General features: G+C 58.2%; 16 protein-coding genes and 1 tRNA gene. 6 read left to right on the top strand and 11 right to left on the bottom strand.

Features of this window, described 5'->3' with window-relative positions:
* Positions 1-19 precede the first annotated feature (19 nt).
* Together ABNT42_RS02435 and ABNT42_RS02430 are read left to right on the top strand one after the other, a co-directional pair.
* Complete coding sequence (locus ABNT42_RS02435) at positions 20-1,285, top strand: AMP-binding protein (RefSeq protein ID WP_348693594.1); 1,266 nt, start codon at positions 20-22, stop codon at positions 1,283-1,285.
* 108 nt (positions 1,286-1,393) lie between these two features.
* Positions 1,394-1,963, top strand: a complete 570-nt coding sequence (locus ABNT42_RS02430; protein ID WP_348693542.1) for a hypoxanthine-guanine phosphoribosyltransferase — start codon at positions 1,394-1,396, stop codon at positions 1,961-1,963.
* 44 nt (positions 1,964-2,007) lie between these two features.
* Here ABNT42_RS02430 and ABNT42_RS02425 read toward each other — a convergent pair whose 3' ends face one another.
* The 8 genes from ABNT42_RS02425 to ABNT42_RS02390 all read right to left on the bottom strand — a co-directional run bounded on the left by ABNT42_RS02425 (position 2,008) and on the right by ABNT42_RS02390 (position 9,393).
* Positions 2,008-2,961, bottom strand: coding sequence for a nitronate monooxygenase family protein (locus ABNT42_RS02425; RefSeq protein ID WP_348693539.1), 954 nt, complete (start codon positions 2,959-2,961; stop codon positions 2,008-2,010).
* A gap of 90 nt (positions 2,962-3,051) precedes the next feature.
* On the bottom strand, positions 3,052-3,966 hold the full coding sequence (locus ABNT42_RS02420) for an MBL fold metallo-hydrolase (protein WP_348693537.1): 915 nt from the start codon (positions 3,964-3,966) through the stop codon (positions 3,052-3,054).
* Positions 3,963-4,184 carry a DUF1289 domain-containing protein gene (locus ABNT42_RS02415; protein ID WP_348693534.1) on the bottom strand — a complete coding sequence of 74 codons (222 nt, stop codon included), beginning with the start codon at positions 4,182-4,184 and terminating at the stop codon, positions 3,963-3,965. Before ABNT42_RS02415 ends, ABNT42_RS02420 begins: the two co-directional genes overlap by 4 nt.
* Positions 4,185-4,334: 150 nt before the next feature.
* Positions 4,335-5,252: an alpha/beta hydrolase-fold protein gene (locus ABNT42_RS02410; protein WP_348693532.1), complete on the bottom strand. Its 918-nt coding sequence runs from the start codon at positions 5,250-5,252 to the stop codon at positions 4,335-4,337.
* Between the two features lie 142 nt (positions 5,253-5,394).
* Entirely contained in the window at positions 5,395-5,715 is a 321-nt protein-coding gene (locus ABNT42_RS02405) for a hypothetical protein (RefSeq protein WP_348693529.1), read from the bottom strand.
* A gap of 61 nt (positions 5,716-5,776) precedes the next feature.
* A complete protein-coding gene (locus ABNT42_RS02400; protein WP_348693527.1) occupies positions 5,777-6,316 on the bottom strand; it encodes a hypothetical protein in 540 nt (179 codons plus the stop codon).
* Between the two features lie 86 nt (positions 6,317-6,402).
* Positions 6,403-6,936, bottom strand: coding sequence for a hypothetical protein (locus ABNT42_RS02395; protein WP_348693524.1), 534 nt, complete (start codon positions 6,934-6,936; stop codon positions 6,403-6,405).
* Between the two features lie 405 nt (positions 6,937-7,341).
* Positions 7,342-9,393, bottom strand: a complete 2,052-nt coding sequence (locus tag ABNT42_RS02390) for a hypothetical protein (RefSeq protein ID WP_348693521.1) — start codon at positions 9,391-9,393, stop codon at positions 7,342-7,344.
* 184 nt (positions 9,394-9,577) lie between these two features.
* Between ABNT42_RS02390 and ABNT42_RS02385 the strand changes: the two genes are divergently transcribed.
* Both ABNT42_RS02385 and ABNT42_RS02380 read left to right on the top strand, forming a co-directional pair.
* Entirely contained in the window at positions 9,578-9,991 is a 414-nt protein-coding gene (locus ABNT42_RS02385; protein WP_348693515.1) for a CopG family transcriptional regulator, read from the top strand.
* Between the two features lie 9 nt (positions 9,992-10,000).
* Positions 10,001-11,014 (top strand): PHB depolymerase family esterase, encoded by a 1,014-nt coding sequence (locus ABNT42_RS02380; RefSeq protein ID WP_348693512.1) that lies wholly within the window; start codon positions 10,001-10,003, stop codon positions 11,012-11,014.
* On the opposite strand, the gene ABNT42_RS02375 is transcribed toward ABNT42_RS02380, so the two are convergent.
* The 3 genes from ABNT42_RS02375 to ABNT42_RS02365 are packed head-to-tail and all read right to left on the bottom strand — an operon-like array spanning position 11,011 to position 12,081.
* Positions 11,011-11,280: a hypothetical protein gene (locus tag ABNT42_RS02375; protein ID WP_348693510.1), complete on the bottom strand. Its 270-nt coding sequence runs from the start codon at positions 11,278-11,280 to the stop codon at positions 11,011-11,013. The two genes, ABNT42_RS02380 and ABNT42_RS02375, sit on opposite strands and share 4 nt — an antisense overlap.
* Before the next feature lie 3 nt (positions 11,281-11,283).
* Positions 11,284-11,493, bottom strand: a complete 210-nt coding sequence (locus ABNT42_RS02370) for a zf-HC2 domain-containing protein (protein WP_348693507.1) — start codon at positions 11,491-11,493, stop codon at positions 11,284-11,286.
* 12 nt (positions 11,494-11,505) lie between these two features.
* The gene (locus ABNT42_RS02365) at positions 11,506-12,081 is read right to left on the bottom strand and encodes a sigma-70 family RNA polymerase sigma factor (protein WP_348693504.1); all 576 of its coding nucleotides are present in this window, start codon (positions 12,079-12,081) and stop codon (positions 11,506-11,508) included.
* A gap of 144 nt (positions 12,082-12,225) precedes the next feature.
* Between ABNT42_RS02365 and argB the strand changes: the two genes are divergently transcribed.
* Both argB and ABNT42_RS02355 read left to right on the top strand, forming a co-directional pair.
* Positions 12,226-13,119 (top strand): acetylglutamate kinase, encoded by an 894-nt coding sequence (gene argB / locus ABNT42_RS02360; RefSeq protein WP_161040666.1) that lies wholly within the window; start codon positions 12,226-12,228, stop codon positions 13,117-13,119.
* Positions 13,120-13,171: 52 nt separating this feature from the next.
* Positions 13,172-13,246 (top strand) — tRNA-Thr (locus tag ABNT42_RS02355).
* Positions 13,247-13,260: the final 14 nt, after the last annotated feature.

Below are 13,260 nucleotides of genomic sequence, written 5' to 3'. Positions count from 1 at the left end.
AAAGGATAGCAGCATGAGCATGGCCGATCACCTCGCAACGCTGGATCAACTGGAAACCCGCGCACCGGAAGTACGCGAGCGCGATCTGCTAGCACGCCTGCCGCAACTGGTGGCACGTGCCAAAGCGGCCAGCGGCTGGGCGCGCATACTGGAACACGTCAATCCGGCCGAGATCACCAGCCGCGCAGCGCTGGCGCAACTGCCGGTAACGCGCAAATCCGACCTGCACGGCCTGCAGCAGCAGACCGCGCCGTTCGGAGGACTGAATACCACGCCCGTGGGTCAGCTAGCGCGCGTGTTCATGTCACCCGGCCCCATCTTCGATCCGGAAGGCCGTGGCAGCGACTGGTGGCGCTTTGCCCGCCCGCTGTTTGCGACCGGTGTGCGTGCCGGTGGCCTGCTGCAGAACTGCTTTGCCTACCACTTCACACCGGCCGCCTTCATGGTGGAAGGCGGTGCCGCGAAAATCGGCAGCGCGGTGATACCGGCCGGCAGCGGCCAGACGGAAATGCAGGTGCAGGCCATTAGCAGCCTGCGACCCGATACCTATGTGGGCACGCCCTCCTTCCTCAAGATCATCATCGAGAAGGCCGAGGAAATGGGGGCCGATATCAGCAGCATCCAGCAGGCCATGGTGGGTGCAGAAGCGCTGCCGGAATCGCTGCGCCAGTGGTTTGTGGCGCATGGCGTGCCGCGCGTGCTGCAGATGTATGCTTCGGCCGACATCGGCAACATCGCCTACGAGACCCGCAGCGGTGCCGAGCGCGATGCCGGCATGGTGCTCGATGAAGACATCATTCTGGAAATCGTCCGCCCGGGCAGTGGCGACCCTGTAGCGGCGGGCGAAATCGGCGAAGTGGTGGTGACCGTGTTCAATCCCGACTACCCACTGATCCGCTTCGCGACGGGCGATCTGTCGGCTGTCATGCCCGACGCGCCGTCCACGGCCTGTGGCCGCACCAACACCCGCATCCGCGGCTGGCTAGGACGTGCCGACCAGACTACCAAGGTGCGCGCCATGTTCGTCCATCCCTCGCAGGTGCATGCGGTGACCAAGCGCCATCCGGAAATCGTCAAAGCCCGTCTGGTGGTTTCAGGGCAGATGGCGCAGGATGTGATGACTTTGCAGTGCGAAGTGGCCGATCCCGCAAAAGCCGATAGCGCCGCTGCCATCGTCGACACCATCCGCGACCTGACCAAGTTACGGGGCGAGGTAGAGTTTGTTGCCATCGGCAGCCTGCCCAACGACGGTAAAGTCATCGCCGATATCCGCGATTACAGCTAGTCCCTCGCTAAAGCGCCCTGTGGTGCAAATCCAACGACGGTACAGGCAAACGGCGGATCGCGGATAATAGAGCCCTGATTAGCCGTTTTTATGAAGCCGGAACCTACCATGCAAGATTTTCACCACAACCGCGCCCGCGCGCTGCTGCAGAATGCCGAAGAACTGTTCACCAAACAGCAGGTGGACAACGCCGTCACGGCCATGGCCACGACCCTGAACCAGCGCTACGACCGGCCCGACGCCGAAGCCTTCCCGCTGGTGCTGGGCGTGATGGGCGGTGCCGTGGTCTTCACCGGCAACCTGCTGCCGCAACTGACCTTCCCGCTCGAATTCGATTACATCCACGTCAGCCGCTACGGTGACGAAGATCAAGGCGGGCAAGTGGTGTGGAAAGTAGTGCCGCGCTCGAACGTGGCTGGCCGCACCGTGATCGTGCTGGACGATATTCTGGACGAAGGCGAAACGCTGGCCCACGTCAAACAGCGTCTGCTCGACATGGGCGCCGCGGAAGTGATACTGGCCGTGTTTGCCGATAAAGCCATCGGCAAAGCCAAACCTGTGAAAGCCGATATCGTCGGCATCACCATCCCTAACCGCTTCGTGGTGGGCTTCGGCATGGATGCTTACGGCTACTGGCGTAACCTGCCCGGCCTGTGGGCGATCCAGACCGAATCGTAACAGCTGCATAGCGCTGACCGGCTGCGGTCAGCGCTGCTCTTGCCTTATAGCGCCAGACGCGCGCGTGCGGCGTCGTACTCGGCCTTCAGACGGGCCACCATCTCTGCCGTTGTCGGCACATCATCCATCAGACCCACGCCCTGACCAGCGCCCCAGATGTCGCGCCATGCCTTGGCGCTGCCCGAGCCGAAGTTCATTGCCGTCTTGTCGGAAGTCGGCAGCGCATCCGGATCGAGGCCGGCGGCGACGATGGATTTCTTCAGGTAGTTACCGTGCACGCCGGTGAACAGGTTGGAGTAGATGATGTCGGCCGCGGTCGATTCGACGATGGCGTTGCGGTAGTCGTCGCTGACATTCGATTCCTTGGTCGCCAGCCAGCGCGAGCCGATGTAGGCAAAGTCGGCACCCATGGCCTGCGCTGCCAGAATCGCATCGCCGGTAGCGATCGAGCCTGACAAGGCGATCGGGCCCTTGAAGAATTTACGCACTTCGCCCACCAGCGCAAATGGCGACAGGTTGCCAGCATGGCCGCCCGCACCGGCAGCGACCAGAATCAGGCCATCCACACCCGCTTCCAGTGCTTTCTCGGCGTGGCGGATCGAAATCACATCATGCAGCACGATGCCGCCGTAGCTATGGATCGCGTCCAGCATTTCCTTGGGCGGCGCGCGCAGCGAGGAAATGATGATAGGCACCTGATGCTTGACGCAGACTTCCACATCATGCGCCAGACGGTCATTCGACTGGTGCACGATCTGGTTGACGGCGATCGGGCCGACGCGTTTATCGGGATTAGCCGCCTGATAGTCGGCCAGCTCTTTTTTCAGATCCGTCAGCCACACATCCAGCAGTTCGGCCGGACGGGCGTTCAACGCAGGGAAGGAGCCGACGATGCCGGCCTTGCACTGGGCCGCCACCAGCGCCGGACCACTGGCGATGAACATGGGGGAGGCAATCACGGGGAGGGAAAGATTCTGCAACGCTGCTGGCAGGGCCATGGCGAACTCGCTCACAAAAGTTAATCGGGGAATAGCGGTCGATTATAGAGCAGAAAATAGTACGATCGTGCAGAAACTAGGGGCTTACCTCTACATTTCATGATTAAGTAAGTACTCACCCTCACTGCGTGCTGCGCCAGCACGTAATAGCTGAGAGACCACCCACTCGCTTAATTCCTGTGGCGTCTGGCGCAAATGGTTGCGATTGGCAGCCTCGAACACCGGCATCGAAAGCAGTAGAGTAGGAATCTCGGCCAGCGCAATGCGCTGACGTTCCAGCAGCAGGAACTTGAGCAGCACCTTGAGCGCGTTCTGCGCATTGCGCACCGGATCGGCCGACAGGTATTCTAGACGGGTACGGGCGCGCGCCAGCGCACCGGCTACGTCGGTGAACGGACGGCCATGACCGGGGACTACCAGCCGCACATCGAGGCTGGCGATCAGATCGAGTGTGGCGGCCGCTTCGGCAAAGCCCGATTCGCCGTCCAGTTCGGGGAAGATCACACCGAAGCCGTTTTCCCACAGCGCATCGGCCGACAGCAACAAGCGCTGTTGTGGATAGTAGAAAATTACGGAACTGGGGTCGTGGCCGGGCGCGCCCAGCACCTGCCATTCCATCCCGCCCAGTTGCAGCACTTCGCCGCAAGTCAGCGTGCTATCGAAACGGAAGCGGTCGCAGCGCTGGCCAGTAGCCTTGAAACTCAGTGCATCCACATCCCAGCGTCGCACCTTATCCGCCTCGGCGACGGGAATAGCTGTGTGGCAGGCGTAATGGGCTTGCAGGATGGCGTTGCCGCCGCAGTGGTCGGAATGCAGGTGGCTGTTCAGAATGCGGTCTAGCGGGCGCTCGCCCAGCGCATGGCGCACCAGCGCCAGCGTCTGTTCCGCATGGCTGACATAGCCGGTATCAAACAGGGCCGTGTCGTCCGGCCCTACCAGCAGCACATTATTCGATGAAAGCCAGCCACGCTGGAACACCTTGATGCTGTCTGGTAGTTCGATCATGCCGCGTCCGCAGGCTGGCTGGCGCGGCGTTCCGGCAACTTGGCCCAGACGGCGCGTTTGTAATCATCATCAGCCTTGGACCAGGCGATGATTTCTTCAATGGTGCGCATGCAGCCAAGGCAGTACTGGCGATCCTGATCCATCTTGCACAAGCTGACGCAGGGCGAAGGGACGGGCAAGGTATTGCTGGCAGATGCAATGTTAGGGAATTCACTCATGATGCGTATTTTAGCGTCATTGTGAATTCGTGTTTTCCACCTAGCTCGACAGTTGGCTTGCGCCCCAAAGCGGACCGTCGCGTACCCGAATTCTGTTCTTCGCGAGCAATTCTAAGGCATTGGGAAGCTGCACCACCCCAATCGATTCAATTAGGGCCTGTTATTGCCAAGCGTCCATAACAAACCATGAGTGAGGAGAATCGGTGCAACCGTCAGATGATTTTCTTCGGGAATAATCTCGCTTCGCAGTTGTAGGCCAAGGTAGCGGCGTGAAGACAGTGCGTGTGCGAAAGCGACTGTGTCGGCAACCATGTCGTCGTCGGTACTGTAGCGGGTATCATGGGGACGATTCTTCGGTGGGGGGCCCTCGAAGGAACCGGCACCGATATACACTTTGGCGGCCAGATTCTTGTGCGTAGCCGCGAATTCACGCTCGCGTACAAATAGGAGGTGCTTGTCGTACCATAAGGACGGGCTGCCGAGCACATAGCCGTCAAACATGGCAGGGTCAGTTAGCAATACGTATGTACCGAACAGACTGCCGTAGGAGTGACCAGCAAGAACTTTGCGCGTCATGTCCGCGCGGTAATGCGAGGCAACGAATGGAAATACCTCGTTCTTCAGAAACCGTCGATATCCCTCCGCTTCACCGAACACAGGTGTTCGTCCTGGCATGTCTGAGGTCAAGCCATTGCCGCCGCGCGGGCTTGGTGTGTAGTCACGGCGGCGGCTGAATTCCGCCGTGTCACCTTTCGCATAAGACAGGCCAATCAAGATAAACTCAGGAAGCTCTTTGCTGTGCCTGGCTACGAATGCCCCAATTGAGGCAGCCACCGGAAACGCATAAGGAGCATCTGTGATAAATACAACTGGATAATTTTGATGGCCGACGCCGTAAGACTTGGGAAGGCTGACATATATCTCATAGTCTCGATTGAGGCCCGCAGAGTGGAGTTGCTGTACCTCGGTGTTGGACAGAACGTAGGGAGTAGGCGTTTCGGCCGCCTTGGCATTCAATATCGTGCCTTGGGCCATGGCGAACAGCATGATTAAACAGAATTTCTTCAAGCATGAACCTCAAAAGAATAGATTAATGGGGAGTATAAGTGTATGGCTCGATGCTCGGTAGCTAAAGGCGCATTGGACTTTCGTAATGCTCATCGATTTTCGCTCAGCAGACTTTCCGCTGTTGGCCGGTTGCGGCTGATAATTATCTCGCTTCAAACAATTTAAGTCGTTCTGCTAGTATTCTGCAATACATTAGAGATGCGCTCTCGACCTTGCCTTGGCGCAGAAAAATCTCTGCAAGCGCAAGCTTCTGGCCTGTATCATCTTCAATCACCTTAGTCACGTAGGCGTCGCCGAGAGCTTGCAACCCGGTCTGGCATTTTTTGGCCGCGAACTCAAATTCCTTATTCGAAATGGCGTTATTGCCATCCAGCAGTAAGCGAGGAATCTCCTGGCTCTCAACACCCTTTGCCGATACTAAACCCGCTGCAAGAGTCATCAGCAGCAGTGCTGTAATTCTCATTTCTCTTCTCATACGGGTTGGCTGCTCAAAGTCGGCTCTTGGCCGAACTCGGCCGACGGTATCACAGTGTTGTCTTTGGTTGTGCATTGATGAAAAGCACCAAGTCCTTAACGGTATTCAACCGTCCAAAGTAAGGATTTTCTTCTGTCTTCGCTAATGAGCGGCGAGAACGCTTAGCAATATCCCGCAACAAATCCTCCACGTCATCTACGTCTAGCGCTAAATCGACAAGCAATGAGTCTGATGCACGCACCGGGAAATATCGTAAGTATGATTGCAAAATCGCCTGAAGTTCCTGATGTGCGGCGCGAATAATCCATGTATCCGTGGATCTCGTATCAAAGCTACTAGCAAATTCGCATATCGAGTCGCCGTTCCGTGAAGCGGCGAGTAGTTCAAATCGACGCTTTGTTCTTTTATTTTGGAACCAGGAATAGGCCAAAACTGAACAGACTACCGCCGCTGCTACATACCGCCCCACCTTTGATAACGAATAGATAAAGCAGACAAAGCCAATCAGTATGGATACGAGCAGAAATGCCCCCGACCAGCCGAGACGCGGGCTAACGCGTGGGGGAATAAATCTAGAAGGCAGTCGCATAGTATTCAGTGTGTTCTATGTAGTGAAGGAAACGTCCGCTTCGGCCGAAATATGCCAGCAACACTCAGCACTTCAGTTCGGAAGCACTAGTCAGAAAATGGGCAAGGTCGGTGGCGAATCTGCTCAAAGTGATGCGGGCGGCATAAAACGCTAAATTCGATTGTGCCCCTCACGCAACCGTCTATCCTGCATTGGTTTGCTTCCCGCTCCGGACCAAGCTGAGCGTAAAAAGTTCGATCACTCTGTAGCATTAGCTGATCGGCGTGCAGTTTCTGCGCAATCAACTCTTCAGCGCTAACATGCGGCGGACCATTCTCCCAAGGCTCATTGGCGATAGACTCTCGACCGCCTTTAGAAAACTCAATCCAGAGTCGAAGCGCGAAATCTGGGGAAACAGCCCGCATATGCCCCACGATGTTGCAATCGTCGTCTTCTAAATACGCGTTCCGAGTTTCATCAAGTCGTATCGTCCAACCCGATGGATCGTGAGTAAGCCAGGCATCGGGATGTTCTTCATCAGAAATGGCTAACTCGGCTATCACCGCTTGCAACCGCTCCTCGGAGGGCGAGCTTTCACTTCCACCCCAGCGTGATTCAACGCTAAATTCTGCTTTCAGCATATTAATGTCTTCGCTCAAAATCTCGAAAATAGTCGAGCCATATCAACGGCTTTGGGCCTAGCCTAGCTGGAAACGATCACCATCCGGATCCAGATCTCTATGTTCGCGTACAACAGGTAGCTGAAGCTCAAACCAGAGATGCCCCATCATGTCACCTAGGCCACGCAAGTGCACGCTCTGCTCATGCTTCGGTAGTGTGCGAATGATGCCATCTGCTTCGTTAAGAACCTCGCCTACGCGTTTGTAGACATCCATCAGTTTCTGCGCGGTTGAATGATCCATTTTTCCCTAGCGATTTTTCTAGTAGACGCGTTGAAATTCCCCAAGAATCCAAGCACTGATTTTGGTTGCTCGCAGCACTTTGCCAGAGGCTAAGCCGTGACTGCGCGCGACCATGCGTCAAGCTCACAGCTGAGCTTTCAGAATGGCGCTGGCGCTGCTCACGTAGATGATGCCTTGCGGGGCAACGACAATCGCGCTAGGTGCAGAAAGCGTGGCGGGCAAGCTCCCCAGTCGCACACCCATTTTGCCCGCCTGCCCCAGAACGGTGCTCACGCGGCCATCTGGCCTGATACGGCGCACGGTATGGTTACCCGTATCGGTGACGAACAGATTGCCGGCCTGGTCTATGCCTAGGCCGGTGGGCTGATTGAAGCGGGCTGCGCTACCCACTCCATCCGCTGCGCCACGCACACCGGCCAGGCCAGCCAGTGTGGTGACCACACCTGCAGAGGTGATCTTGCGTATGGTGTGATTATCCCGGTCGGCCACGTAGACATTGCCTGCAGCATCGGCAACGATGCCGTGCGGCTGATTGAAGCGCGCCTGCGCGCCCACGCCATCGGCGCTGCCGGTAGCGGCATCGACGGGATTAGCACTTGCGGAGCCTGCCAGCGTGCTGACACGCAGATCTGGCCCGATCTTGCGTATGCCAGTGCGCGTGGTAAGCAACAGATTGCCGCTGCTATCGAGGCAGATGCCGTTCAGGTAGCTGAAACTGGCCGCACCACCGATGCCATCCGTGTCTCCCGCCTTGTACGGAATGCCGGCGACGACGCTAACGATGCCAGCCGGCGTGACCTTGCGCACCGTGGTGTCATCGCTCACATACAGGTTGCCCTTAGTATCGGCAACGACGCCGGACAGGAACTGGAACGGTACTTCGCCACTGCTGCCGTCGGCGCGGACAAATGTCGTAGCCAGCGTGCTCACTTCGCCGTCCACACTTAGTTTGCGGATCGCGTTCCCCTGCACCACATACAGGTTACCGGCCGCATCGCGGCTAGCGCTGTAAGGAAGGGCAGAACTAAAACTCGCAGCAGCACCTTTACCATCCTGCGCATCATCGCGCGCTACGCTGCCGGCCAGAGGTCTGATGGTGCCATCCGGATCCACGCGTTGCACCACACCTTTGGCGATGACAGACAAATGGCCTGTGCCCGTGGCGATCAGGCGGGTATAGTTATACGAACCATTGCCCAGTGCCGGCAGCACGGGGGAATAACTGCCATTGGGTGCGATCTTCAGGATAGTGCCGCCGTGCGATTGGTCGATGGTGTAGGCATTGCCGTTGGCATCCACGGCCATGCCGCTAACAGCGGGGGCGCTAAAGATTGGCGCGGTGGTGAATTGATCCGAAAGGGTACTGACGTTGCCACTGGTGCTGACTTTGCGCACTTTCCAGAAGTCTGCCACGTACAGACTACCGGCTGCATCCAGCGCCAGTGCCGAGGGATTACTGAAGTAGGCCTGCTCTGCCGGGCCATCCTGAATATCGCAAACCAGACCGTAGCGACCCTGTACGCACTTGCCGCCAACCTGACCGGCATACGTGCTGACTACGCCGGCACTGGTGACTTTGCGGATGTTATGCGAGCGCATCTCGCTAAAGTACAGGTCGCCGCTACCAGCGACTGCCAGCGCATACGGTGCTTCCAGCAGCGCCTGGTCGGCGCTGCCATCCAGATAGCCGGCCTGATCGGCACGGCCCGCGATGGTACTGACCTGCCCGTTTTGTGTGATGCGACGGATGGTACTGCCATCGGTCACATACACGTTTCCGGCGAGATCGACGCCGATATCGCCCAGCGCCTTAAAGCGCGCCGTCGTTTGATCGCCATCCGCCGTGCCGAAATTGCCGACGCTGCCCGCCAGCGTGGTGACCATACCAAACCCGTCGATTTTTCTGACGGTGGCGAAGTCGGTATCCGTAACAAAAAGATTGCCGTATGCGTCGGCAGCGACGCCGCCCAGGTTGCCGAAATGGGCATCGTTGCCGCTGCCATCGAGGTTGCCGGGACCAGTAATCTGGCCGGCCAGCAGGTAAAGACCTTGGACCGGCGCGGGTGGAGCGGGAGGCACCGTGTTTGCGGTACTTGCGCTACCGCCACCACCACAGGCACTCAGCAGCGTCGCACTGGCCAGCACTGCCGCAAGTCCTTGGAATTTGATGTTCATGATCCTATCGGGGAGTTTTCCCCAAGAGTTCTAGTTATCAAATTATATACACAAAAATAAACTTTTCATAAATTGCAAGAGCAAAACCGACCGGCATTTCGCCGTTGAGCTTGCACATAGTGCTTGCGATGCGGCGTTTCAGTCCTATACTACCATCCACATAGATGGTGATTGGATGGAGATCATGGCCAGACAGGAACTCAAGGAGCGCACCGCCGAGGCGGAAAAAATCACCATCAACCTCGGCCCCATCGATCTGGGCCAGATCGATCTGCTGGTACAGGAGGGTTTTTACGCCAATCGTAGCGATCTGATCCGCACAGCCATCCGCAATCAGCTGGGCCAGCATGCCGACGTGGTGAAACAGACAGTAGCACGCAAAAGTCTGGTGCTCGGTATGCAGCATTACTCTCGTGCCGATCTGGAAGCCCTGCAGGCCGCTGGTCAGCGTCTGCACATCCATGTGCTGGGTCTGGCCAGCATTGCCAGCGATGTATCCGTGGAATTGGCGCTGGCCACCATCGAATCGATCTTCGTACTGGGTTCGCTGCATGCGAGCGCAGTCCTCAAAACGGCGCTGGCCCCGCGCATCCGCTAAAGGGACATCATGAAACTACCTTTGTTTTCGCAGCTGCGCTCCACTGCGCAGAAACTGTTCGACCGCAGCACCCACGAGGCCGTAGAACAGGCCATGGACACGCTGCGCCAGCATCAGAGCAACCTACCCGTGATCGATCTGAATTCGCTGCTACAGCCAGCACCGGTGGCACGCGTTCCGCGCGATGCCCATTTCACCGAAGGCAGCTACAGCAACCATGCGGGCAGCCGCCACTACAAGCTGTATGTACCGGCCAGCTACCACGGCCAGCCCATGCCGCTGCTAGTGATGCTGCATGGCTGCACGCAGGACCCCGACGACTTTGCCGCCGGCACCCAGATGAATCAGCTAGCCGAGGAAAACCAGTATTTCGTGCTGTATCCGGCACAAAGTCAGTCCGCCAATCAGGCCAAGTGCTGGAACTGGTTCAACGCCATCGACCAGCAGCGCGGTCAGGGCGAGCCGTCCATCATTGCCGGCATGACGGCGCAGGTGATGGCCGAGTATCCCGTCATCAAAGAGCAGGTGTATGTGGCAGGGCTGTCGGCTGGCGGAGCCATGGCGGTGATCGTCGGCACGCTGTATCCCGAGCTGTTTGCCGCGGTGGGCGTGCATTCGGGCCTACCATTTGGCTCGGCGCAGGATCTGCCATCGGCCCTGTCGGCCATGAAGCGGGGCGCCAGCAGCATGGCCGTGGCGTCTGCACCGGCCAGCCAGCCCATTATCGTGTTCCACGGCGACAGCGATACTACCGTCAATCCGCGCAATGGCGAACAGGTGATGGCGCAGCGCCTGCTGCCACCGCACGCTCAGGCCGAAATCCGCAGCGGCGATGTGCCCAACGGCCACCGCTACACGCGCACCACCCACATGGGTACGAACGGCAAACCGCTGGGTGAACACTGGCTGGTGCATGGCGCCGGCCATGCGTGGTCTGGCGGCAGTGCCAACGGCAGTTATACGGATGCGCGCGGGCCAAACGCCAGCCGCGAAATGCTGCGCTTCTTCCGTACCGTGCGCTAGGGTTTGAGTCCGGTGGCAGCCTGGTCTGCCGCGCCAGCACGCTGCTGGGCTGCGATCTCGGCACGCAAACAGTCAGGACACCAGCAGCCAGCCGCACCGGCCACCGGTACAGGCAGCAGCATAGGTAGTTCGGTACACCAGCATGGCGCTTCCTCCGCAGCCGAGCTGCCGGTCTGCGCGAGCGCGGGCGCGGCCTCGCGCGCACGTACGCCGCCGTCAGCCATGGCGCAATGGAAGGCAGCACCGCAGCGCGTGCACTGGCTCATGGCCTATTTCCCGTGTTCGTCGGGGAAGCCGCGCATGGCCGAACGCAGCAGCGACATCTGGCCATTGAAGCGGGTGCAGCCATCACACACCATCAGATGCAGGCGCAAGCGGGTACGCTCGACAAACGACAGTTCGCGATCCATCCCCTCCGATACCAGCCGGTGGGCTTCGCGGCAGGTCGGTTTCAATCCGGTTTTATCAGGATTCGTCATATTCGGCTCGATTCATTGAGGACTGCGCTGGCCGAACCAGTTCAGATCCAGACATTCGCGCAGACGCAAGCGCGCCCGATACAGCAGCACCCACGCATTAGACGAAGTAATCGCCAGTTCCTTACAGATTTCTTCCGTCTCCAGTTCCAGCCATTCGCGCATCATGAACACGCGCGCCGTCTGGGCTGGCAGCTTTTCCAGACACAGTTCCAGCGTGCGGAAGAAGTCCTTCTGCTCGAGCGCCGTATCGGGATCGCCCCACGCTTGCGGTGGCGCCACCGTGTGGCCGTTGGCGGTGAACAGCGCGTCGATCAGCTCATCATCGCCCTGCCCCTCGTCCGTATCGAACTGGCGCTCACGGGTGGAGGAACGCAAACAGTCGATGATCTTGAACTTGAGGATGCCCGTCACATAGGTGCGCAGCGAGGAGGCGCCGGTAAAACGCTCGGGCTTTTCCAGCACGGCGATCAGAGCATCCTGCACGGCGTCTTCGGCCAGTGCCTGATTCCTAATTTGCAATTGTGCAAATCGGACAAGCTGGGGACGCATCTGTTCCAGTTGGCGGTGCAAAGTGTCGGGAGGGCTCATATGGCGGCCAGCGTAGCGGAGGATCTAAGAAAATACAACCAGATAGCCCTATAATGCGTGGTCTACGGCCGCTACAGGCTGTAAAATTGCACAAAATTTTTTTCCGGACTCGCCATGACCCAACTGACCAACCTGAACTTAGGCATGAATGATGACCTGACTGCGGTTTCGCCGCAGATCAAGGCGCAGATTCTGGCTGAGGCCCTGCCCTACATCCGCAATTTCCATGGCAAGACCATCGTGATCAAATACGGTGGCAATGCGATGACGGACGAGCGCCTGAAACACGGCTTCGCGCGCGATGTCATTCTGCTCAAGCTGGTGGGGATGAATCCGGTGGTGGTGCACGGTGGCGGTCCGCAGATCGACAACGCGCTGAAAAAAATCGGCAAGCAGGGCACCTTCGTGCAGGGCATGCGTATCACCGACGAAGAAACCATGGAAGTGGTGGAGTGGGTGCTGGGCGGCGAAGTGCAGCAGGACATCGTGATGCTGATCAATCACTACGGCGGTCAGGCCGTGGGCCTGACGGGTAAAGACGGTGGTCTGATCCGCGCCCGCAAGATGGCTATGCCAGACCGCGACAATCCGGGCGAGTTCCTCGACATCGGCTTCGTGGGCGAAATCGATGCGATCAATCCGGCCGTGGTAAAAGCCCTGCAGGACGACGCCTTCATTCCTATCATCTCGCCGATCGGCTTCGGTCAGGACGGTCAGGCCTACAACATCAACGCCGACGTGGTAGCAGGCAAGATCGCGGAAATCCTGAAAGCGGAAAAGCTGATCATGATGACCAACATCGCCGGTGTGCAGGATAAACAGGGCAATCTGGTGACCGATCTGTCGGCCCGCGAGATCGACGAGATGTTCGCCGACGGTACGATTTCGGGCGGCATGCTGCCTAAAATTTCATCAGCACTGGATGCTGCCAAGTCCGGCGTGAACACGGTGCACATCATTGATGGCCGAATTGAGCACTCTTTATTGCTGGAAGTCTTGACCGAACAGGCTTTTGGCACTATGATCCGGTCTCACTAAAAATTTGGCGGTGCAGTTAAGCCTCTGTTTTAGCGTACCGCCACATTCAAATGCCCTTGTAGCTCAGTGGTAGAGCACTCCCTTGGTAAGGGAGAGGCCACGTGTTCAATCCACGTCAAGGGCACCATCCTGCAACACCCT

It is taken from the genome of Duganella fentianensis (assembly GCF_964031615.1).
Classification (GTDB): domain Bacteria; phylum Pseudomonadota; class Gammaproteobacteria; order Burkholderiales; family Burkholderiaceae_D; genus Rugamonas; species Rugamonas fentianensis_A.
The sequence above is the reverse complement of the archived record's forward strand: the minus strand, read 5'-3'. Positions and strand labels throughout refer to the sequence as shown.